Origin of the sequence: Streptomyces niveiscabiei (assembly GCF_033794345.1) — a bacterium.
Lineage (GTDB): Bacteria > Actinomycetota > Actinomycetes > Streptomycetales > Streptomycetaceae > Streptomyces > Streptomyces niveiscabiei.
Map to the genome: position 1 here is coordinate 1 of NZ_JARAYJ010000019.1, position 19,152 is coordinate 19,152.

Annotated in this window: 20 protein-coding genes; 9 read left to right on the forward strand and 11 right to left on the reverse strand. The window is 72.7% G+C overall.

All coding sequences use genetic code 11. The annotated features are described in order from the left end of the window. The first annotated feature begins 180 nt into the window (after positions 1-180). Complete coding sequence (locus PV682_RS24675; RefSeq protein WP_319733412.1) at positions 181-684, forward strand: hypothetical protein; 504 nt, start codon at positions 181-183, stop codon at positions 682-684. A gap of 129 nt (positions 685-813) precedes the next feature. Here PV682_RS24675 and PV682_RS24680 read toward each other — a convergent pair whose 3' ends face one another. After that, a complete protein-coding gene (locus PV682_RS24680) occupies positions 814-1,059 on the reverse strand; it encodes a WhiB family transcriptional regulator (protein WP_319733414.1) in 246 nt (81 codons plus the stop codon). Positions 1,060-1,163: 104 nt separating this feature from the next. On the opposite strand from PV682_RS24680, the gene PV682_RS24685 reads away from it, so the two are divergent. Both PV682_RS24685 and PV682_RS24690 read left to right on the forward strand, forming a co-directional pair. Then, on the forward strand, positions 1,164-2,045 hold the full coding sequence (locus PV682_RS24685) for an RNA polymerase sigma-70 factor (protein WP_319733416.1): 882 nt from the start codon (positions 1,164-1,166) through the stop codon (positions 2,043-2,045). Positions 2,046-2,120: 75 nt separating this feature from the next. Beyond that, positions 2,121-2,867 (forward strand): SDR family oxidoreductase, encoded by a 747-nt coding sequence (locus PV682_RS24690; protein ID WP_319733418.1) that lies wholly within the window; start codon positions 2,121-2,123, stop codon positions 2,865-2,867. 106 nt (positions 2,868-2,973) lie between these two features. On the opposite strand, the gene PV682_RS24695 is transcribed toward PV682_RS24690, so the two are convergent. From PV682_RS24695 to PV682_RS24710, 4 genes are all read right to left on the reverse strand, one after another. Continuing rightward, positions 2,974-3,663: an alpha/beta fold hydrolase gene (locus PV682_RS24695; protein ID WP_319733420.1), complete on the reverse strand. Its 690-nt coding sequence runs from the start codon at positions 3,661-3,663 to the stop codon at positions 2,974-2,976. Continuing rightward, positions 3,660-4,499 (reverse strand): citryl-CoA lyase, encoded by an 840-nt coding sequence (locus PV682_RS24700; protein WP_319733422.1) that lies wholly within the window; start codon positions 4,497-4,499, stop codon positions 3,660-3,662. The genes PV682_RS24695 and PV682_RS24700 overlap by 4 nt, the downstream gene beginning before the upstream one ends. Continuing rightward, positions 4,492-5,670, reverse strand: a complete 1,179-nt coding sequence (locus PV682_RS24705; RefSeq protein ID WP_319733424.1) for a CaiB/BaiF CoA transferase family protein — start codon at positions 5,668-5,670, stop codon at positions 4,492-4,494. The genes PV682_RS24700 and PV682_RS24705 overlap by 8 nt, the downstream gene beginning before the upstream one ends. 111 nt (positions 5,671-5,781) lie before the next feature. Further along, entirely contained in the window at positions 5,782-6,591 is an 810-nt protein-coding gene (locus PV682_RS24710) for an IclR family transcriptional regulator domain-containing protein (RefSeq protein WP_319733426.1), read from the reverse strand. Between the two features lie 195 nt (positions 6,592-6,786). On the opposite strand from PV682_RS24710, the gene PV682_RS24715 reads away from it, so the two are divergent. Continuing rightward, positions 6,787-7,329 carry a VOC family protein gene (locus PV682_RS24715; RefSeq protein WP_319733428.1) on the forward strand — a complete coding sequence of 181 codons (543 nt, stop codon included), beginning with the start codon at positions 6,787-6,789 and terminating at the stop codon, positions 7,327-7,329. 4 nt (positions 7,330-7,333) lie between these two features. Here PV682_RS24715 and PV682_RS24720 read toward each other — a convergent pair whose 3' ends face one another. Further along, complete coding sequence (locus tag PV682_RS24720; protein ID WP_407705736.1) at positions 7,334-8,206, reverse strand: DUF3152 domain-containing protein; 873 nt, start codon at positions 8,204-8,206, stop codon at positions 7,334-7,336. Between the two features lie 62 nt (positions 8,207-8,268). On the opposite strand from PV682_RS24720, the gene PV682_RS24725 reads away from it, so the two are divergent. From PV682_RS24725 to PV682_RS24735, 3 genes are read left to right on the forward strand one after another with little or no spacing between them, the layout of a single operon-like run. After that, complete coding sequence (locus tag PV682_RS24725) at positions 8,269-8,955, forward strand: response regulator transcription factor (RefSeq protein WP_319733432.1); 687 nt, start codon at positions 8,269-8,271, stop codon at positions 8,953-8,955. After that, positions 8,952-10,364 carry a HAMP domain-containing sensor histidine kinase gene (locus tag PV682_RS24730; RefSeq protein WP_319733434.1) on the forward strand — a complete coding sequence of 471 codons (1,413 nt, stop codon included), beginning with the start codon at positions 8,952-8,954 and terminating at the stop codon, positions 10,362-10,364. Before PV682_RS24725 ends, PV682_RS24730 begins: the two co-directional genes overlap by 4 nt. Beyond that, a complete protein-coding gene (locus PV682_RS24735) occupies positions 10,361-10,879 on the forward strand; it encodes a hypothetical protein (protein ID WP_319733436.1) in 519 nt (172 codons plus the stop codon). The genes PV682_RS24730 and PV682_RS24735 overlap by 4 nt, the downstream gene beginning before the upstream one ends. A 28-nt stretch (positions 10,880-10,907) precedes the next feature. Here the strand turns inward: PV682_RS24735 and PV682_RS24740 are convergent, their stop codons facing one another. Beyond that, complete coding sequence (locus PV682_RS24740; protein WP_319733438.1) at positions 10,908-12,716, reverse strand: RICIN domain-containing protein; 1,809 nt, start codon at positions 12,714-12,716, stop codon at positions 10,908-10,910. A 113-nt stretch (positions 12,717-12,829) separates the two neighbouring features. Beyond that, positions 12,830-13,834 (reverse strand): LacI family DNA-binding transcriptional regulator, encoded by a 1,005-nt coding sequence (locus PV682_RS24745; RefSeq protein ID WP_319733439.1) that lies wholly within the window; start codon positions 13,832-13,834, stop codon positions 12,830-12,832. Between the two features lie 184 nt (positions 13,835-14,018). Between PV682_RS24745 and PV682_RS24750 the strand changes: the two genes are divergently transcribed. Beyond that, the gene (locus PV682_RS24750) at positions 14,019-14,756 is read left to right on the forward strand and encodes a class I SAM-dependent DNA methyltransferase (protein ID WP_319733441.1); all 738 of its coding nucleotides are present in this window, start codon (positions 14,019-14,021) and stop codon (positions 14,754-14,756) included. Positions 14,757-14,791: 35 nt separating this feature from the next. On the opposite strand, the gene PV682_RS24755 is transcribed toward PV682_RS24750, so the two are convergent. After that, the gene (locus PV682_RS24755) at positions 14,792-15,625 is read right to left on the reverse strand and encodes an LLM class flavin-dependent oxidoreductase (protein ID WP_319733443.1); all 834 of its coding nucleotides are present in this window, start codon (positions 15,623-15,625) and stop codon (positions 14,792-14,794) included. A 308-nt stretch (positions 15,626-15,933) separates the two neighbouring features. Between PV682_RS24755 and PV682_RS24760 the strand changes: the two genes are divergently transcribed. Next, positions 15,934-16,635 (forward strand): hypothetical protein, encoded by a 702-nt coding sequence (locus tag PV682_RS24760; protein WP_319733445.1) that lies wholly within the window; start codon positions 15,934-15,936, stop codon positions 16,633-16,635. Here the strand turns inward: PV682_RS24760 and PV682_RS24765 are convergent. Both PV682_RS24765 and PV682_RS24770 read right to left on the reverse strand, forming a co-directional pair. Continuing rightward, positions 16,622-18,247, reverse strand: a complete 1,626-nt coding sequence (locus PV682_RS24765; protein WP_319733449.1) for a serine/threonine-protein kinase — start codon at positions 18,245-18,247, stop codon at positions 16,622-16,624. The two genes, PV682_RS24760 and PV682_RS24765, sit on opposite strands and share 14 nt — an antisense overlap. Further along, positions 18,244-19,008: a serine/threonine protein kinase gene (locus PV682_RS24770; protein WP_319733453.1), complete on the reverse strand. Its 765-nt coding sequence runs from the start codon at positions 19,006-19,008 to the stop codon at positions 18,244-18,246. Before PV682_RS24770 ends, PV682_RS24765 begins: the two co-directional genes overlap by 4 nt. Between the last annotated feature and the right edge of the window lie 144 nt (positions 19,009-19,152).

Here is a 19,152-nt window from a genome sequence, read left to right on the forward strand (position 1 = left end):
GGGGGGGGGGGGGGGGGGGGGGGGGGGGGGGGGGGGGGGGGGGGGGGGGGGGGGGGGGGGGGGGGGGGGGGCGGGGGGGGGGGGGGGGGGGGGGGGGCCGCACCCGGGGGGGGGGGGGGGGCGGTGGCCCCCGCCCCGCCGCCCCTTCCCTCTGATTCCCTCTGACGACAAGGACCCGTCATGCACTCCCCCGACCGTCTGCGCGCCCTCCTGCGCGAGCTGGACGACCCCGAACACCTGGAACTCCCCCCGGACCACGACCTGCCGGCCGCCCGGCGCCGTTTCGAGCGGCTCGGCGCGGCGCTGACGGAACGGTTCGGGCCGTCCGTGTCGGCCGGGATGACGCAGGACGCGAGCTACTACGGGGAGGTCAGGGTGCCCGCCCCCGCGACGGGCACGGACCGGCCCCTGTGGGTCCTGATGAGCAACTTCGGCCCCTTCGTCACCGCCGGCACCGGCCGTGACCTGGGCGTGCCGGGCTGTGCGGAGGGCCTCGCCGAACCGTTCACGGCCTGGCTCGACGGGGTCTGTGCGGACCTCGGGTGCGTGTACGTGCCCGTCGGGCTGCTCCTTGAGCCGTACGACGGGGCGACGCGCCTGGAGGACGGCGAGATCCCCGGAGCGGAGCCGGACGACGAGGAACTGCCGCTTGCCTGGTGGGACCGGTACTTCCAGTACATGTGACGCCGCGTCGTCAGAGGCGGGCGATCCGGGCCTCGTACACGGGGGACCCGTCGGCGGTGTGGCCGCGTGCCGTCGCGCTCGTGTCGAGGAGTTCACGGCGGGCGCGTTCCGCGATGTGTGCCCCGCGCTTCAGGCGCCGCCCCCTGACCCGGCCCGCAGCAGCGCGCGGCGTTCCCCTTCCGTCGTTCCGCCCCAGATCCCGTCCACCGGGCCCGCGTCCAGGGCCCACGCCAGGCACCGGCCGGCCACCGGGCAGTGGGCGCACACCTCCTTCGCCTCAGCGACCTGTGCCACCGCCGCCACGCCGCCGCTGCCGATGGGGAAGAACAGTTCGGGGTCCATCCCCCGGCACGCGGCCGATCCGGACCAGTCCATGTGCTCGCTCCTGTCCCTGTCTCGCACGGTGTCTCACTCAAGAGACACTCCGGACGGCCGTGGTGTGACACTGGTCCCGTTCGGTCGGGGCAGGAGGGGCTTGTATGGGTGTCGGGGACGATCTGGATGTGGCGGCGAAGGAGTTCACCGCGGTGCGGGGGCGGTTGTTCGGGATCGCCTACCGGGTGCTGGGGAGCGCGGCGGAGGCGGAGGACGTCGTGCAGGAGGCGTGGGTGCGGTGGCAGGGGGTGGAGCGGTCGGAGGTCGAGGAGCCGGCCGCGTTCCTGACCACGGTGACGACACGGCTCGCCATCAACGTCGCCCAGTCCGCGCGGGTACGGCGCGAGACGTACGTCGGGACCTGGCTGCCGGAGCCGGTGAACACGGGCGCCGATCCGCAGGTCGGGGCGGAGCGGGCGGAGGCGCTGGATCTCGCGGTGCTGTTCCTGCTGGAGAAGCTGAACCCCGTGGAGCGGGCCGCCTATGTGCTGCGGGAGGCGTTCGAGTATCCGTACCGGCGGGTCTCGGAGATCCTGGAGACCAGTGAGGCGAACGCGCGCCAGCTCGTGACGCGGGCCCGTCGGCACCTGGCCGCCGAACGCCGGGAACCCGTCGGGCCGGCCGAGCACCGGCGCCTCCTGGAGGTGTTCCTCGCGGCGGCGCGGGCCGGTGATCTGGCGGTACTGGAGGAGGTGCTGACGCAGGACGTGGTCAGTTACACCGACGGCAACGGCATGCGCGGCGCGTCGCGGATCCCGGTCGTCGGGATCGCGCACGTCTCCCGGTACCTGGCCGCGTTCGCGCCGCGGTTCTGGCCGGGTACGGAGGTCCGGTGGGTGGAGGCGAACGGCCGCCCGGCGGCGCTCGTGTCGGAGGGCGGGTCCGTGAGGGTGCTGCTGTGCGTCGACGTGTCCGCGCTCGGCGTCGAGCGGATTCTGTGGGTGATGAGCCCGGAGAAGCTGGCGCCGTACATGGCGTCGCTGTAGCTGTCACACTCCGGCCCGCCGCCCGGTCACTCCTGTACGAGAACTTCTCCCGACACTTCCCGAGAGGAATCCGTCATGAAGATCGTGGTGATCGGTGGCACCGGGCTCATCGGCTCGAAGGTGGTCGCGTGGCTCGGCGAGCACGGGCACGAGGCGCTCGCCGCCTCGCCGGGCACGGGCGTGGACACGCTGACCGGGCAGGGTCTGGCCGAGGCGCTCGAGGGCGCCTCGGTCGTGGTCGACGTGTCGAACTCGCCCTCGTTCGAGGACCGGGCGGTGCTGGACTTCTTCCGTACCTCCACCGCCAACCTCCTCAAGGCGGAGACCGAGGCCGGGGTCGCCCACCACGTCGCCCTGTCCGTCGTCGGCACCGAGCGGCTCCAGGAGAGCGGCTACTTCCGCGCCAAGCAGGCGCAGGAGGAGCTGATCAGGGAGTCGGGCACGCCGTACTCGATCGTCCACGCGACCCAGTTCTTCGAGTTCGTCAACGCCATCGCGGGCGAGGCGACCGACGGCGACACCGTCCGGCTGGCCCCGGTGGGCATCCAGCCGATCGCCTCGGACGACGTCGCCGCGGCCGTCGCCCGTACCGCCGTGAACGCTCCCGTGAACGGTCTCGTCGAGGTCGCGGGCCCCGCCGTGTTCCGCCTCGACGAACTGGTCCGTGACGCGCTCGCGGCGCAGGGGGATGCGCGGACGGTCGTCACGGATCCGGGCGCGCGGTACTTCGGCACGGCGTTGCGGGAGACGACTTTGCTGCCGGGGCCGGACGCGCGGCTCGGCGAGGTGACGTTCGGGGAGTGGGCGGCGGGGCAGCGGTAGGACGCGCCGGGCTCTTGGCGGGGGCGGGTCGGCAGGGGTGGGACGTCTCGGGCTCTTGGCGGGGGCGGGTCGGCGGTGCCGGGCTCGCCCCGGGTGGTGGGGGGGCTCACCCTTCGGGCCGGTTCGTGAGCGCCGCCTGCTCCTCCAGGAAGTGGGCCAGTTCGGTCGGTGCCGAGTAGAACGGGGCGTGGTCGCAGGGGAGTTCGAGGTGGGTGCAGGCGTGGGTGGCGCACTCGCGTTGGGCTTCGGGGCGGACGGTCCGGTCCTCGGCGCAGATGACGTAGGCGCTGGGGACGGAGAGCCAGGCGGGGGCGTCGAGGGGCTTGCGGGGGACGCGGCTTCGCATCGGGCGCCAGCGGGCCGCCGCCCGGTCGGCGTAGGGGGCGGGGGTGCCGGAGTACAGGGCTTCGCGGGCTGCCGGGAGAAGGGTGACCGTGCCGTCGGGCGACTCGTGGACCGCCGCGCGGAACGCCGGGTCGTTCCAGCGGGGGGTCGACTCCGCCGGGGACTCGCCCGGTTGGGGCATCCTCGCCGCGATGTAGACCAGGCGGTCCGCCTCGTGGCCGCCCGCCGAGACCGGGAGGCCGCCGTAGCTGTGGGCGACCAGGAGGACGGGGCCGTACAGGGTGCCTTCGCGGACGGCCGTGCGGACGGCCCGCGTGTCGTCCTCGAAGGAGGTCAGGGGGAGGTCTACCGCCGCTGTGCGCAGGGCCGTTGGGGCGAGGCGGGCTCTCACCTCGTCCCAGCACCAGGCGCCGTGGTGGGCGCCGTGCACGAACAGGACGTACGGCGTCACGGGTGGTCTCCCGGATCGGGGGGTACGGGGCGGTTGTTGAGGTCGACGGAGAGGAAGATGTCGTTCGCGACGGGGGTGCGCATCTCCTCGGCGAGTTGGCCGATGAGTCCGGCTGTGCGGGCCAACAGGGCGAATCCGCGCAGGAGTTGGATGGGGAGATCCAGGTCGGCGAGGGCGGCTCCGCAGACGCCGGCGCCGTTCAGGGGGAGCGTCTTGCCGAGGATCTGGGGGTGGGTGCGGCCGATCGCGGCGAAGAGGGCGAGGTGGGGGCCGAACTGGCCTTCCTCCTCGGCGATCCGCATGAGGCGGGGGGTGCGGGGGTCGCCGTCCTTGTGGACGTGGTGCCCGAGGCCGGGGACGAAACGGCCCGCGGCCTTCTGCGCGCGTACGGTCTCCAGGGCCAGCGCGTCCCACTCGCCGTCGGTCCTCGGGAGGTCGCCCTCGTGGCGTTCCAGGACGTCGTGCAGGAAGGTGCCGGTGTCCTCCGTGACGCCGAGGAAGCGCGAGCCGCCGCCCAACAGGCCCGCCGCCAGGGCGCCTTGGATCGAGTCCGGGGCGGAGAGGTAGGTGAGGCGGGTGACGATCGCGGTGGGGGTGAAGCCGTGGTCGGCGAGGGCGGCGAGGACGGCTTCGAAGACGCGGGTCTGGCCGGGGGTGGGGCGGCGCTGGGTGGCGAGCCGGTAGGCGAGTTCACCGAAGCCGACGGTGCCCATGATGTCGTCGGCGAGGCTCTCGCCGAGGAGGGTGATGGTGGTGCGGGAGGAGGCGCCCAAGGCGGTGGGGTAGGTGGGGAGTCGGGGAGCCGGGGTGTGCCCCTCGCGTGCCTCGTCAGTCACGGTCCTCCCCCTTCTCTCCCGCCAGCCACTTCCTCAACTCCGGCCCGTGCTCGTCCAGTTCCGGCGGCGGCAGCTCGTACCGGGCCGGTGTCGTGGAGAAAGTGATGGGGTGCCGGGCCATGGGCACCGCCCGTTCCCCCTCGCCCACCTCGACGATCGGGTCGAGCCCGAACCGCTCGGCCATCGCGAACCCCCCGTCGATGGTGTTGATCGGCGCGGCGGGCACCCCGGCCGCGACGAGCGCCTCGAACCACTCGGTGGCACCGCGCGTGGCGAGCCGTTCGACGAGCAGGGGGCGGAGTTCCTCGCGGCGGGCGGTGCGGTCCTTGTTGTGGGCGAAGCGGGGGTCGTCGGCGGTCCCGGGGATGCCGAGGACGTCGCACAGGCGCCGGAACTGGCCGTCGTTGGCGGCGGCGACGATCAGATCGCGGTCGGCGGTGGGGAAGGGCTCGTACGGGAAGACGCTGGGGTGCGCGTTGCCCATCCGGTAGGGCACGGTGCCGCCGGCGACGTACGCGGAGCTGTGGTTGACGAGGCCGGAGAGGGCGGAGGAGAGGAGGTTGACCTCGACGTGCTGGCCCGCGCCGGTCGCGTCGCGGTGGCGCAGCGCGGCGAGGATGCCGATCGCGGCGTGGTTGCCGGCCATGACGTCGAACACGGAGATCCCGGCGCGGAAGGGTTCCCCCTCGGGGTCGCCGGTGAGGCTCATCAGCCCGGAGATCGCCTGGACCATCAGGTCGTACCCGGGGACGTGGGAGCCGGCGCCGGGCCCGAAGCCGGTGATGGACGCGTAGACGACGCCGGGGTTGGCGGCGCTGACGGCGGCGAAGTCCAGGCCGTACTTGGCGAGGGTGCCGGGCTTGAAGTTCTCGATCAGCACGTCGGCGCGGCGGGCGAGTTCGCGGGCGGCCTCGGCGTCGGTGCGCAGGTCGAGCGCGAGGGAGCGCTTGCCCCGGTTGATGCCGAGGTAGTACGTCGAGGTCGTGCCGCGCGTGGGCGGCATCCAGCCGCGGGTCTCGTCCCCGGCGGGCGCCTCGACCTTGATCACCTCGGCGCCGAGGTCGGCGAGCAGCATGGTGGCGTACGGGCCCGCCAGCACCCGGGAGAAGTCGGCGACCAGCAGCCCCGACAGGGGGCCGCCGCCCTGGCCCGACGGTGTCGGTGTCTCCATGGAACCATCCCTCCGACCGCACAGCGGACATGTGTCCGCTGACTTCGGATTGTGGCACGCCGAGCCCCTTCACGGCGAGACCCCTTCCCGGCGAGACCCCTTGCGGGCCGGTCACCCTCGGCCGGCGGCCACCACGCGCGGCACGGCCGTCAGCCGGGCGAAGTCGCCACTGATGTCCCCGGCGGTCTGGAGCAGCAGCGGCAGATGCCTGTCGCGCAGGTCGGCGAGGGACGTCTCGGCGGCGTGCGCGTTGACGTTGATCGCCGCGACGACCCTGCCCTCGCCGTCCCGCAGCGGCACGGCGACGGAGCGGATGCCGGGCGCGAGATCCTCGTCGGCCAGCGCCCAGCCCTGCGCGCGGACCTCGCGCAGCGCCGCGTCCCGCTCGTCGGCGCCGGGCTGCCACAGGGGGGTGAGCCCGGAGCGCGTGGGCTCCGCGAGCGCCTTGGCGAGCCGCTCCGGGTCCAGCGCGGCCAGCAGGACCTTGCCGAGGGAGGTCTGGAGGGCGGGGAAGCGGGTGCCGATCCGTACGGAGAGGGTGACGATCTTCGGTACGGCGACCCGCGCGACGTACACGATGTCGCCGCCGTCGAGCTGGGCGATCGAGCAGGACTCGTTCGTGCGGGCGACCAGGCGTTCCATGTGCGGGCGGGCGACGTCCCACAGGCCCAGCGAGCCGACGTACGCCATGCCGAGGTCGAGGACGCGGGGGGTGAGGGCGTAGCCGCGCTCGCAGGAGCGGACGTAGCCGAGTTCCTCCAGGGTGAGGAGGATGCGGCGGGCCGTGGGGCGGGCGAGGCCGGTCGCGGTCGCCACCTCCGAGAGGGACATGTCCGGCCGCTGGGGGGTGAAGGCGGTGATGACCTCCAGCCCGCGGGCCAGTGCTTCGATGAAATCAGGCCCGGTGCCCGTACGCGGCATCTGCCGCCCCTCTCGGATCGCTCGGCTGGGGCGTCCAGATTACGCCGCCTGTCCGTTCACCGGCCCGCCCTCCGGCGGGCGGTCACGGTTTGCCCCAGAAGGGTTGACGCCAGGGGTCCCGCGTATCAGGGTTGCGAGCAGCGACCGTACAGCGGACACATGTCCGCGCTTGCCCTCTCCGAAGGAGAGTCGACGATGACTCAGCCCTCCCCCGACGCCCTCCCGTCCCGTCTGCACCACAACGCCTACGTCACCCAGGACCAGGAGGCGACCCGCGCCTTCTACGAGGACGTCATCGGCCTGCCCCTCATCGCGACCTGGAAGGAGTCCGACGAACTCTTCGGCGCGGTCCGCACGTACTGCCACACCTTCTACGGCCTCGGCGACGGCAGCGCCCTCGCGTTCTTCCAGTTCGCCGACCCCGAGGACCAGAAGCGGTTCGGCCCCGAGATGCCGCACTCCCCCTTCCAGCACATCGCGCTGAAGGTCACGGAGGAGGTCCAGAACGCGATAGCCGCCCGCCTGGAGAAGGCGAACTGGCGCCCGGACGAGACGTACGTCCTGGAACACGGCTACTGCCGCTCCCTCTACACCAGCGACCCCAACGGCCTCCTCCTCGAATTCACCCTCGACGCCCCGGGCATCCACGAGACCGACGAGCAGCGCCGCCGGACCGCTCGCGAGGAGCTGGCGTCGTGGCTGAGCGGGGAGCACACGAGCAACAACACGTACCGCTGACAGCTCACGGTACTTGCGGGCCGCTGATGCGGCGGCCCTTCTCGTCGTACGGCCAGGCATTGGGGACACAGCCCTTGAGGCCTTTTATCTGCTGCATCATCGCGGGGGCGGGGGCGCCTGCGGCGGGGCAGGTCTCGTGGCCGTGGCCGAGGAAGTGGCCGACCTCGTGGTTGACGATGAGGGCGCGGTAGGAGGGGATGTCGTCGGCGTAGTACCGGGTGCCGGTGAGCCAGCGTTCGAGGTTGACCATGACCTTGTGGGCGACGCTGCAATTGAGGTCGCCGTGGGTGTCGAGGCCGTACTCCGCGCAGGCATTGTCGACCGTGCCCGGGGTGGCGATGCGGACGACGAAGTCGGTGGGGCCGGTCGAGACGCGGCGGAAGGACGACGTGCCGTCGGCGGTCCAGCCCCGGCGGTCGGCCAGGACCCTTTCGACTTCGCCGGCCGTGGCGGCCAGGGGGAGGTCGAGGCCCTTCTCGATCTCCACCTTGTAGCGCAACGGGGTTCCCCTGCCTGCCTGTCGGCCGGTTCCCGGGGCGGTGGCGTAGACGCCTGAGCCGTGCTTCGGGATCACGGGACGGGAGGGCGACGGGGTCGGGGTCGGGGTTGGGGTCGGGCTCGGCTTCGGGGGTGAACTCCGGGGCGGGGGCGGGGAGTTCGAGGGGCGGGCCGAGGCCGTCGTGGCAGCGTCCTGTGACTGCCAGGCCGCGAGCGCCCCTATCGCGCCGACGGCCGCGAGGGCCACGAGGGCCGTCGGCAGCAGAGGGCGTCGGCGCGGGGCGCGGCGACGACGGCGGCGGGGTGCGGGAGTCCGGTGCGGTGTCACGGGGGTACACCGTGCTGGGGTTATGTGATCGAGCCTGGCCCATTTGGTCACGAAGCGATAACGGGTGTTTAATCCGGTGCCCTGTTGATCGTTTGTTGGCGGTTACTGAACCAATGTCACGTGTACTTCTGATCGAGGACGACCGGGCTGTCCGCGAGGGCGTCGTCCTGGGGCTGCGCCGGCAGGGCCACGACGTGTGCGGCGTGCCGACCGGCGAGGAAGGGCTGGCCCAACTCCGGGTGTTCCGGCCGGACATCGTCGTCCTCGATCTGATGCTGCCGGGCATGCCGGGACTGGAAGTGTGCGCGGGCATCCGGGCGGTCGACGAGACGCTGCCGATCATCATGGCGACGGCGCGCGGCGACGAGGTGGACATCGTGGTCGGCCTGGAGGTCGGCGCCGACGACTACGTGGTGAAGCCGGTCACCGCACGCGTCCTGGACGCCCGCATCAGGGCCGTACTGCGCCGGGCGGGCGGCGGCCAGGGGCTGCCCGCCATCGACACGTTCGGCGACCTGTCCGTCGACCGCGCCGGGGTGACCGTCACCCTCGCCGGTACGCGGGTCGCGCTCGCGCCCTCCGAGATGCGGCTGCTGCTGACGCTCTCCGCGTCGCCGGGCCAGGTGTTCAGCCGGCAGCAGTTGCTGGAGGCGGTGTGGGAGCACGACTTCCACGGGGACGCCCGGCTGGTGGACGCCTGCGTCAAGCGTCTGCGCACCAAGCTGGACGAGCCGCCGCGCGCCCCCCGTTTCATCCACACCGTGCGCGGCTTCGGCTACCGCTTCACCGCCGACCGGTGAACCGCCCTTTCCGCGGCCTGCGTTCACGCCTGATCGTCGCGTTCGTCCTCGTCGCCGCCGTCGCCGCGACCGCGACCGGCGCGCTGACCCTGCGCGAGGCCCGCACCGGCATCCTCCAGCAGAGCCAGGACGCGGTGATCCGCCAGCTCCGCAGCCACGTCGGCCAGGAGGCGCCGGACCTCCCGTACCCGCCCGACCAGGCCGACTTGCGGCGCTTCGCCGACGACATCAAGGCCAACGACGGGAGTTGGCGCGTCCTCGCCGAGTACCGGGACATCGGCGCGGGCGACCGGCTCGACGAACTCACCCCCGGCATAAGGGAGTCGGTGGCCACCAGCCGCGCGACCGTGTTCCAGCGCGTCCGCACCGACGGCCGCACCTCGCTCCTCGTCGGCATGTCGGTCACCTTCACCGACCCGAGCGGCACCGCCTCCGGCGTCCACGTCTACCTCTCCGTCCCGCAGACCGTCGAGCAGGCGTACGTCGACGCCCTGGTCACCGGCGTCCAACGCGCCATGCTGGGCGCCCTGTTGCTCGCGGTGGCGCTCGCGCTGTTCGCGGCGCGCGGGGTACTGGTGCCGGTGCGGGCGCTGCGCCAGGCGACCCGGCGGATCGCCGAGGGCCGTCTCGACACACGGCTCGCGGTGAACGGCTCCGACGAACTCGCCGACCTGTCCCACACGTTCAACGAGACGGCCGCCGCGCTGGAGGCGTCGGTGGCGGAGCTGCGGGAGATGGAGGCGCGGGCCCGGCGCTTCGCCGCCGACGTCTCGCACGAGCTGCGCACGCCGCTCGCCGCGATGTCCGCGGTGACCGACGTCCTCGACGAGGACGCGGCCGGGCTCGACCCGGACACGGCGACCGCCGTCCGGCTGATCAGCGAGGAGACCGTCAAACTCGCCTCGCTCGTCGACGACTTGATGGAGATCTCCCGGTTCGACGCGGGCGCGGCACAGGTGCACCGGGACGAGATCGACCTCGCCGAGTCCATCCGGCGCACGCTCGCCGCACGCGGCTGGACGGACGCCGTGACGGTCCAACTGCCGTACGCCGTACGGGCGGACGTCGATCCCCGGCGCGTCGACGTCGTGATCGCCAACCTGGTCGGCAACGCGCTCAAGCACGGGGGCCGGCCGGTGACCGTACGGCTGACCGCCGCCGGAAACACGGCAGTTGTCGAGGTGCGGGACAGCGGGCCCGGCATCCCGGACGACGTCCTGCCGCACGTCTTCGACCGGTTCTACAAGTCGGACTCCGCGCGCACCCGTTCGGAGGGCAGCGGGCTCGGGCTCGCGATCACCGAGGAGAACGTTCGCGTGCACGGCGGTACGGTGCGCGCGGCCAACCACCCCGACGGGGGTGCGGTGTTCACCGTCGTCCTGCCTCTCACCGCACCGGAGCAGCCATGAACCCCGGCCGCCGCGCCGCCCCGGCGCTCGTCGCGCTCCTCGCGCTGTCCTCCTGCGGCATCCCGGCGACCGGGGTCGTCGAGGCGGGCGGTCCGGCGAGCGGGATCACCCCGGTCACGGCCGTGTACTACCTCCGCGACGGCGCCCTCGGTGCCGTCCTGCGGCCGACCGAACGCCCCGGCGACACCGACGACGCCCTGTCCCTGCTGCTCACCGGCCCGCCGCCCGGCGAGGGGTTCACCACCCAGGTGCGGGCCCTACCCACCGCCGCGCCGGGGAACTTCCTCGAAAAGTCGCCGGAGGGCTTCGCGGTCACCGAGGACGGCTCCACCCTGACCGTCCGACTCCGCGACGGAATGCGGGAGTTGACCGACCTCGCGATCGACCAGGTGGTGTGTACGGTCGCCGCCGCTCGGCGGATCGCGGCTCCGCAGCTGTCGGTGGTGACGGTCCAACTGGTCGAGAGGGAGCAGCAGTTGGCGCGACGCACGGACGGGCGGTGCCCCCAGCCTTAAGCCCCGGGACCCTTGAACCCCGAGCCCCTCAAGCCCCGAGACCCTGGAGCCGCCAGATCTGGTTCCGTTTGTTCGGCAGCGCGCTCGCCGCGTCGCACGTCCACTGGTGGACCTTCGCTCCCGCCGAGGCGGACACCTCGCTCACGTCGACGCACTTCCCGCTGTGCACGGCGACCAGTTGGCGGTCCTTGGCGTTGCCGAGCGCGCTCACGGCGTTCAGCGTGAACATCTGGTTGGTGCCCCCGGTGCAGGTGTACTGCTGCACTGGGGCGCCGTCGGCCGTGGACGACCCGGCGACGTCGAGGCACTTGCCGCTCAACTCGTTGACCACGGTGTAGGTGTTGGCGCGTCCGGCGACCGGCTTGAGATCCAGCATCTGCTGGTACCCGCCCTCGCAGGGGTACTGCTGGTACTGGGTGCCGTCGTCGGTGGACAGGTTCGTGTCGTCCAGGCACTGGCCGCTGTGCTGGACGACGGCGACGGTCGAGACCGTCGTGTCGGACGGCGGCAGCAGGGTCACGGTGTAGCCGTCGGCCGCGTCGGTCCACGGCACCCTGACGGACGCGGAGTTGCCGCTGACAGTGAGCTGCTGGTCGGAGACGGTGACGGGCCCGGTGACCGCGCCGCCCCCGTTGTGGGGGACGCGCTGGACGATCGCGCGGACGCGGCCGTTCTCCACGAGGGACGTCGTGTCGAGGCGGCCCAGACCCACCGTGACGTTCCCGATGTTGCCGTTGCTGCCGAGGAGGATCTTCGCGTTGCGGGCGGCGTTGTCCTTGGTGGCGAGGGCGTCGGTGTTCGTGCCCGGCGTGACCTTGACGATGTTGCCGGTCTGCGAGCCGTAGTAGCGGTACAGGAACCACTCCCCCAGCGGCAGGTACTGGCTCCCGGACTTCGTCAGCAGCCTGGCCGCGAAGTCGTGGAGGTTCGCGCCGCTCGCCCAGTTGGCGCGCAGCCCGTCCGCGCCGGCCCGCTCCAGGCGGGAGATGTACCAGCCGCCGCGCCCCGGGTTCTGCTCGTTGCTCGCGGCGTACTCGTTGACCTGGAAGGGCCGGTTCGTCGTCATCGAGCGCGCGGCGAGCTTGGCCCGCAGGGAGTCGCCGTCGGCGACCGGGTCGCCGGGGAGGTTGTGCCAGCTGTAGATGTCCGGCTGGACGTCGTTGGCCTTCACGTAGTCGAGGTACGTGTTCCACCAGGTGTTGCCGGCGTTGGGGTGGCCGCAGGTGCTCGCGCCGACGATGACGGCGCCGGGGATCGCCGTACGGATCTTGCGGTAGGCGCGTTTCCACATCTCCAGGTACTGGGGCTGGCCCGAGCCCCAGAAGAAGGAGCAGTCGGGCTCGTTCCAGATGTCCCACTGCACGTCGGTGGCGCCGGCCGCCTTCACGTCGGTGAGGAGGCGGTCGTAGAAGGCGTCGAAGCTCGACCAGTTGCCTCCGTCGCCGGGGAAGGTGGGTGTCGTGGTTCCGTCGGCGCCCCAGATGTCGTGCGGGAGGATGACGAAGGTGCCGCCGAGGGACTTGGTGCGGCGGTACTGGGCGAGGGTGGAGTTCCAGCGGCGGTCGTACTTGCCCGCCGCCCAGCCGCCGGGGCTGTCGAACTGGGCGCCGCCCGCCCGCATGAACTTCCACTTGATGTCCTTGTAGAAGTGGTCCTGCGGGAGGGTGCCGTTCTCGGTCAGGCCGTAGAGGGTTCCGGAGGCGCGATGGGCGGGGGCGCCGCCCGCTGTGGCGAAGTCGACGGTGACGGTGGTGTCGGCGGCCTGGGCGGGGAGCGTGAGAGCGGGGAGTGCGAGGAGTGTGGCGAGTGCGATGAGCGGGGTGCGGGGCACGGGCATGGCTGGGCTCCTTGTCTCGATGGTGCCGGATGGTCATGGTCATGACACGTACGGAGGTGGACCGTCGACCGCCGTCGGCTGCCATCGACCGCCGTCGGCCCAGGAGCCGCCCCTCAGGCGGGCCCCGTGCTCGCCCGCAGCGAGATCGGCGGCGTCAGGAAGTGGTGGCGCGCGGGCACCTCGGCGTCGCCGAGCCGCTCGATGAGCAGTTCCACCGCCAGCCTCCCCATCTGCGCGGCCGGTACGTCGGCGGCCGTGAGCTGCGGCGTCATCGTCTCCGCCCAGCGCGCCGCGACGATCCCGGTGACCGAGAAGTCGCGCGGGACATGGCGTCCGGCGTGCGCGAGCCCCCGGTAGATGCCGCCCAGGCACGCCTCGTTGAGGGTGACGAGCGCGGTCGTCTCGGGGTCGTCGTACAGGATCCGCTCCAGGCACGCCTCCCCGGACGCCGCGTCGTCGCCGCAGCAGTACGAACGGACCGTCAGACCGCGCTCGGCGGCGGCCTTCGTGAACCCCTCAAGGCCCCGGTGCGCGGACTCGTAGCCCGTGCGCAGGAGGTGTTCGGGGCGGTTGACCAGGGCGATCCGGCGGTGGCCGAGGTCGGCGAGGTGGTGGACGCAGGCCGCCGCGAGGGCCGTGTGGTCGAGCGCCACCCACCAGTCGCGCTCGGGGCGGGCGGTACGGCCGATGCTGACGGCCGGGAAGTCGAGGGCGGCGAGGTGATCGACCCGGTCGTCCTGGAGGCGGATCTCCATCAGGATGACGCCGTCGACGCGCCGTTCCCCCAGGAGGCGCTGGAAGGAGCGGTCGCTGTCCGCGCCGCCCGGGGAGAGGAGTACGTCGTAGTCGTGGGCGGCGGCGGCCTCGACGACGCTGCCGATGAAGTCGAGCTGCATGCCGGTGTAGTGGTCGCCCGCGGGCGGGAAGGCGAGGCCGATGGTGTTCGTCCGGCCGTTGGCCAGCGCCCTTGCGCTCGCGTTGGGGCGGTAGCCCAGCTCGTCGATGACGCGCTGGATCTTCAGGCGGGTGTCGGCGGAGACGGGGCGCTTGCCGCTGAGGGCGTACGAGACGGTGCTCCGGGAGACACCGGCCCGGCGGGCGATCTCACCGATGTTCACGGGGCTCCTCCGTCTGATGTCTGAGTCTGGGTCTGGGTCTGGGTCGAACCGGTTCGCGTGAGGGAAGTTAGAAGCGGCCGGGGTCGCTGTCAATGCCTCGCGCGGGGATGTTCGAACCGGTTCACACCGGGACGGCGTTAAATGCGTCGACACCCCGCTTCCCCCCTCGGCAGAGTGGTCGTCCATGACGAGCAGCGAGTTGTGGGGCCGTGCCACCGCCGAACGATACGACGCCGAGGAGACCGAGATGACCTCGGCCCGTGTCCTCGGGCCGACCCTCGACTTCCTCGCCGGACTCGCCGGGGACGGGCGGGCGCTGGAGTTCGCGATCGGCACCGGGCGGGTGGGGGTGCCGTTGCGGGAGCGGGGCGTGCCGGTCGCCGGGATCGAGTTCTCCGAGCACATGGCGAGGGTGCTGCGGCGGAAGGTCGACGAGGAGACGCTGCCGGTGGTCATGGGGGACATGGCCAGTGCCGTCGTACCCGGCGAGTTCAGCCTCGTGTACCTCGTCTACAACACGATCACCAACCTCCTCACGCAGGACGAGCAGGTCGAGTGCTTCCGCAACGCCGCCCGGCATCTGGCGCCCGGCGGGCGGTTCGTCATCGAGCTGGGGGTGCCGCCGCTGCGGTTCCTGCCGCCGGGGCAGGTCGCCGTGCCGTTCGACGTGTCGCCGGGGCATCTCGGGTTCGACACGTTCGAGCTGGCCGAGCAGATCCTCGTCTCGCATCACCTCACGCGGGAGGAGGACGGCAGGTACCGCCGCGACGCCTCCCGGCACCGGTACGCGTGGCCAGCGGAGCTGGACCTGATGGCGCGGATCGCGGGGCTGGAGCTGGAGCGGCGGGTCGGGGACTGGAACGGGGAACCGTTCACGGACGCTTCCGCGAAGCATGTCTCGGTGTGGCGCAAACCGGCCTGACAAACTGGCGCTCGGCTCCCGGCCTGACGTCGCGTTCACCCCCGAGGCGGTCCCGCGTCCACGACCCGCATCGACAGGTCCAGCGGATCGAAGTGGATCAGCGACTCCAGCCACCAGGTCGCGCCGGCCTCGGCGAGTCCCTTCAGGTCGACGTCCTTGTCCTCCTCCCACGCGGGACTCGCGTTGCCGCGTACGGCGATGTCGAACGGCCGGTCGCCCGGCAGGCCGGCGCGGACCAGCGCCCGGCGGACGCCGGCGACCTCGTCCGGGGTGAGTTCGTGGTCCTCGGGGTTCGGGAAAATGCCGTCGCAGCCGGCGGCCCGGCGGATCACTCGCGGGTGGTTCGTGGAGGCGGCCATCCAGACCGGGATGCGGTACGGCTCCGGCTGCGCGGCCGGCAGGTTCACCCGGTAGTGCGGGCCGTCGTGGTCGATGGCCTCGCCGGCCCACATCGCCCGCATCAGCCCGAGCCCCTCGGTCAGCCTCGACGCGCGGGTGGCCAGGTCGGCGGGCTCCCCGAAGCGGCTGAAGTCGCCGGTCTCGTCGACCCCCGCTCCCGTACCGACGACGAGCCGTCCCCGGGAGAGCCTGCTGACGGTGGACGCGTGCCGTGCGACCGTCCAGGGGCGGCGCCGGGCGAGCGGTGTCACGGCCGGGCCGAGCAGCAGGCTCCCGGTGGCCTGCGCGATGGCCGCGAGCGTGGTCCAGGGGTCGGCGATCGGCATCGCCTCGCTGACGGCGTGGTCCCACAGGAACACCCCGTCCCACCCGGCGGCCTCCGCGCGCACCGCCAGTTCGACGAGGACGCCGGGGTCTCCGAACGGGCCGAACGGCGGCAGGTAGATGCCGAAGCGCAAGTTCTCGTGCACGGGAACCCTCTCCAGGGTCGGTTGCCGGGACGCGGCACCAGTCTGGCGGAGGCACTTCGGGGCACGTGAATTGGGCCGACGATACGGGGGTGACCGGACCGGCGTACGCATGATCCGGCCGCCACCCTGACATTCGTCAGGACCGCGACTCCCGTCTCCCTCCTTATTGTTCGAGTCGTCCGCGACACCCGACCAGGAAGAGACGGCCCTCATGCGCCGCCCGCCCTTCGACTCCGTCAACCTCCGGGAGCACTCCCCATGAAGCGTCGTCTCCTCGCGGCCAGTGCCGCGTTACCGCCGGGGTCGCCGTGTTCGACCGGCAGACCGGGACGTTCACCGAACAGCTCGACGCGAGCGCCCGGTTCAGGTCCGCGTCCGTCGTCAAGCCGCTCCTCGCGCTGGACTTCCTGCGGAACCGGAGTCCCGACCACGCCGTGCCCGCCGCCGACCGGGCACGGCTGGAGCCGCTGCCGCGCGGCAGCGACGACGACGCGGCCCACCATCACTGGTCGACGTGCGGAGGGTCGGCGATCGTCAACCGCATGGCCGGCCGGCTCGGGCTCCAGGACACGGCGCCCGCGCCCGTGCGCGACTTCGTGATGGGCAACCTGCGCCAGTCCACCCGCCGCGCCTCCGACGGCTTCGACCAGCACTTCGGCATCGCCGGGGCGTTCGACAAGCCGTGGGCGGCGAAGCAGGGCTGGGCCGGTTCGTCGTACCCGAAGGGCACCTGCCCGAACGCGACGGCCACCGCGGCCTCCACGCGTGTGACCGCCGCCGCCGACGTCGACCTGACGCGTCCCGCGCTGCACAGCACGGGGACCGTCGGCGCGAGGGGCCGTTCGATCGTCGCCGTGTACACGCTGCACCCGGCCGGCACGGCGTACACGGACATCGGGCGGCTGACCCGCTCGCTGGACGTGCCGGGTGCGACGCGCCCCGGGGGCTGGATCTCCACCATCTACGTCAGCTCGCCCGACGACCGGATCCCGGACGTCAAGGAGTGCTGACCGAGTAGTCGGCGAGGTGGCGCAGCACCTTGTCCACGTGCGGCTGTACGCGCGCGGGGACGCCACCCTCGTCGATGACGGTGCGGTCGCTCGTGCGCCAGCCTGCGGCGATCAGCGCGGGCAGGTCACCTTCGGGGAGACGGGCCTGCTTGAACCGCTGGTCGAGCCAGCAGGTGTAGAGGCTCATCGTGGCGATCGCGTCGGGCGGCGACAAGTAATCCTTGTCGCCGTCCCCGTCGCCGTCCACCGCCCAGGCGCGGAACACCGACGGCGTCCACATGGCGATGCCGTACTCCTCCGACGCCGGGCGGGAGGCGTGCACGTCGAAGTCGCTCTCCGCCTTGATCATGGCGGCGAGGAACGCGGGGGTGATCTCGGGGTCGCTACAGCGTTTCGCCGCGTTGACGATGACCGGGCGCAGGGCCTTCGGTACGTCGGAGTCCTCCCGGATGCTTCCGGCGTCCGCCACGCGCGCGCCGGTCACGACGGCGGGAGCCGTACGGCCGGAGTCGTCCCGCCCGTCGTCCGGTCCGTCGCCGCCTCCGGCGAGCGCGAACCCGGCGGCAGCCGCGACGACGGCGAGCGCGGCGACGGCGTACGGCAGCACGCGGCGCCGACGGGGTGTGCCGGCCGGCCCTTCGACCCGTTCCGCGAGGCTCGCGGCGGTGTGTCTCAGGCGTGACTCGTGGTCCGGCGCGAGGCAGTCGGCCACGATCCGGCGCCAGTTCTCGTCCAGTCCGGCGTCCAGACGCAGCGGCGTCGTCCCGCGCGCGTACGCCTGCGCGGCCAGCGAGCGGGCTCGGGCCGTGGCGCCCGGGAAGGGGTGCAGGCCGCCCGTGAGGACCTGGTGGGCGAGGACGCCGAACGCCCAGATGTCGGCGGTCGTCCGTACGACGGCTCCCTCCGCGCCGGTGCGCTGCGACCACCACTCCGGCGGCAGGTGGTCGAGGGTGCCCAGCGGGGGCATGTGGGCGTGGGTGCCGTCGAGTTCGGTCGCCAGCCCGAAGTCCGCGAGCCAGACCTCGCCGTCCGTACCCAGCAGGACGTTCGCCGGCTTGAGGTCGCCGTGCACCCAGCCCTCGCCGTGCATGTGCGCGAGCCCGGCGAGGACGCCGCGCAGGATCCGTACGGGGTCGGGGACCTCGCCGCCCGTGTTCAGCACCTCGCACAGGCTCTGCTCCGCGCGGTCCATGACGAGCGCGATCGCGCCGTCCAGGGCGGGGAGGCCGGGGGCGTCGACCGTGTGGACCGCGTGGGTGCGTACGAGGTGGGGGTGGTCGGCCTCGGTGCTGAAACGGACCTCGCGCGCCACGAGTTCGCCGAGGGCGGTGCGTTGACCGGGGGCGAGGGTGTTGGTGGGGAGGATCTTCACGGCGGCCCGGGTGCCGTCGGCGAGCGCGCGGGCGTCGTAGACGGTGCCCCAGCCGCCGGAGCCGATGACGCCGGACAGCTCCCAGCCGTCGACGCGGAAGCCGGTGGGGAGGGTGGGGGGTGGGGCCGGGGGTGCGAAGGGGCTGTCCTCGCCGGTCGCATCGTTCACGTCGTCCGCATCGTTCACGTCGTCCGGGTCCTTCGGGTCGTCCAAGTCCTTCGGGTCCGTCGAGAAGGTCACGCCCCGGTCCCCTTCCGTGACGGCAGCAGGGCCAGGTGTTCCTCCCGGACCAGCCCGAACCGCAGCGCGAGGGACGCGAGGCGCGCCCGTTTCGCGCCCGTCCGCCCGCCGCCGTCCCCGCCGGGCTCCTCCCCGACGTCGAGCCGGAGTTTCGCGAACGCCAGGTAGTCGATGTGGTAGTTGACGGCGGACCGGGTGAGCCCCCGGCAGCTGTCCAACGGCCGCAGCCGCTCGGCGATGTCCCCGGCCCCCGGCAGCGCGCTGTCCGCGGGGTCCCGCAGCCGCGGCTCGCAGAGCGCGACCAGTACGAGGAAGTACTTGGCGGTCGCGTCGAGGGCGTACGGATGGACCGTCGACTCGCCCGCGCCCGGCATCGACCGCTCGTCCAGGTACGCGTGCTGCGGGGCGAAGACCTTGAAGTCGGCGGTGCCGCCGAGCGCGGGCAGCACCACGCGCGAGAACTCGAACGGCACCGGCGCGCCGAGCCGGCCGGGCGCGACGGTGAGGTACTCGCCCGCGCCCTCCAGGTTCTCCACCACGTACGCCGTGTCCCGGCTGAAGTTCGACAGCCGCCAGTAGTCCTCGGCCGCCTCCAGTCGCCCCGCCCGCCGGGAGATGCCGGGGTCGCGCAGGACGATCGGCACCTCTCCGCGCCCGAACTCGGCGGCGTCGCCCGGCCCCATGCGCAGCAGTTCGGGCCTGCCCCCGCCGACGCCGTCCGCCCGGGCCGGACCGGGCGGCTGGACGATGATCGTTTCCATGCCGGCTCTCCCCCGATGTGTTCACCGGATTGTAAGGACGGCGCCGATGGCCGTCCGCCTGGTGTCGTGTGTGATGCGTGAACGAATGGCGCGGTTCCGGCGGAGACGGATGGTCGGTCCGGGCCGGGCGCGTCGCCACGTGAC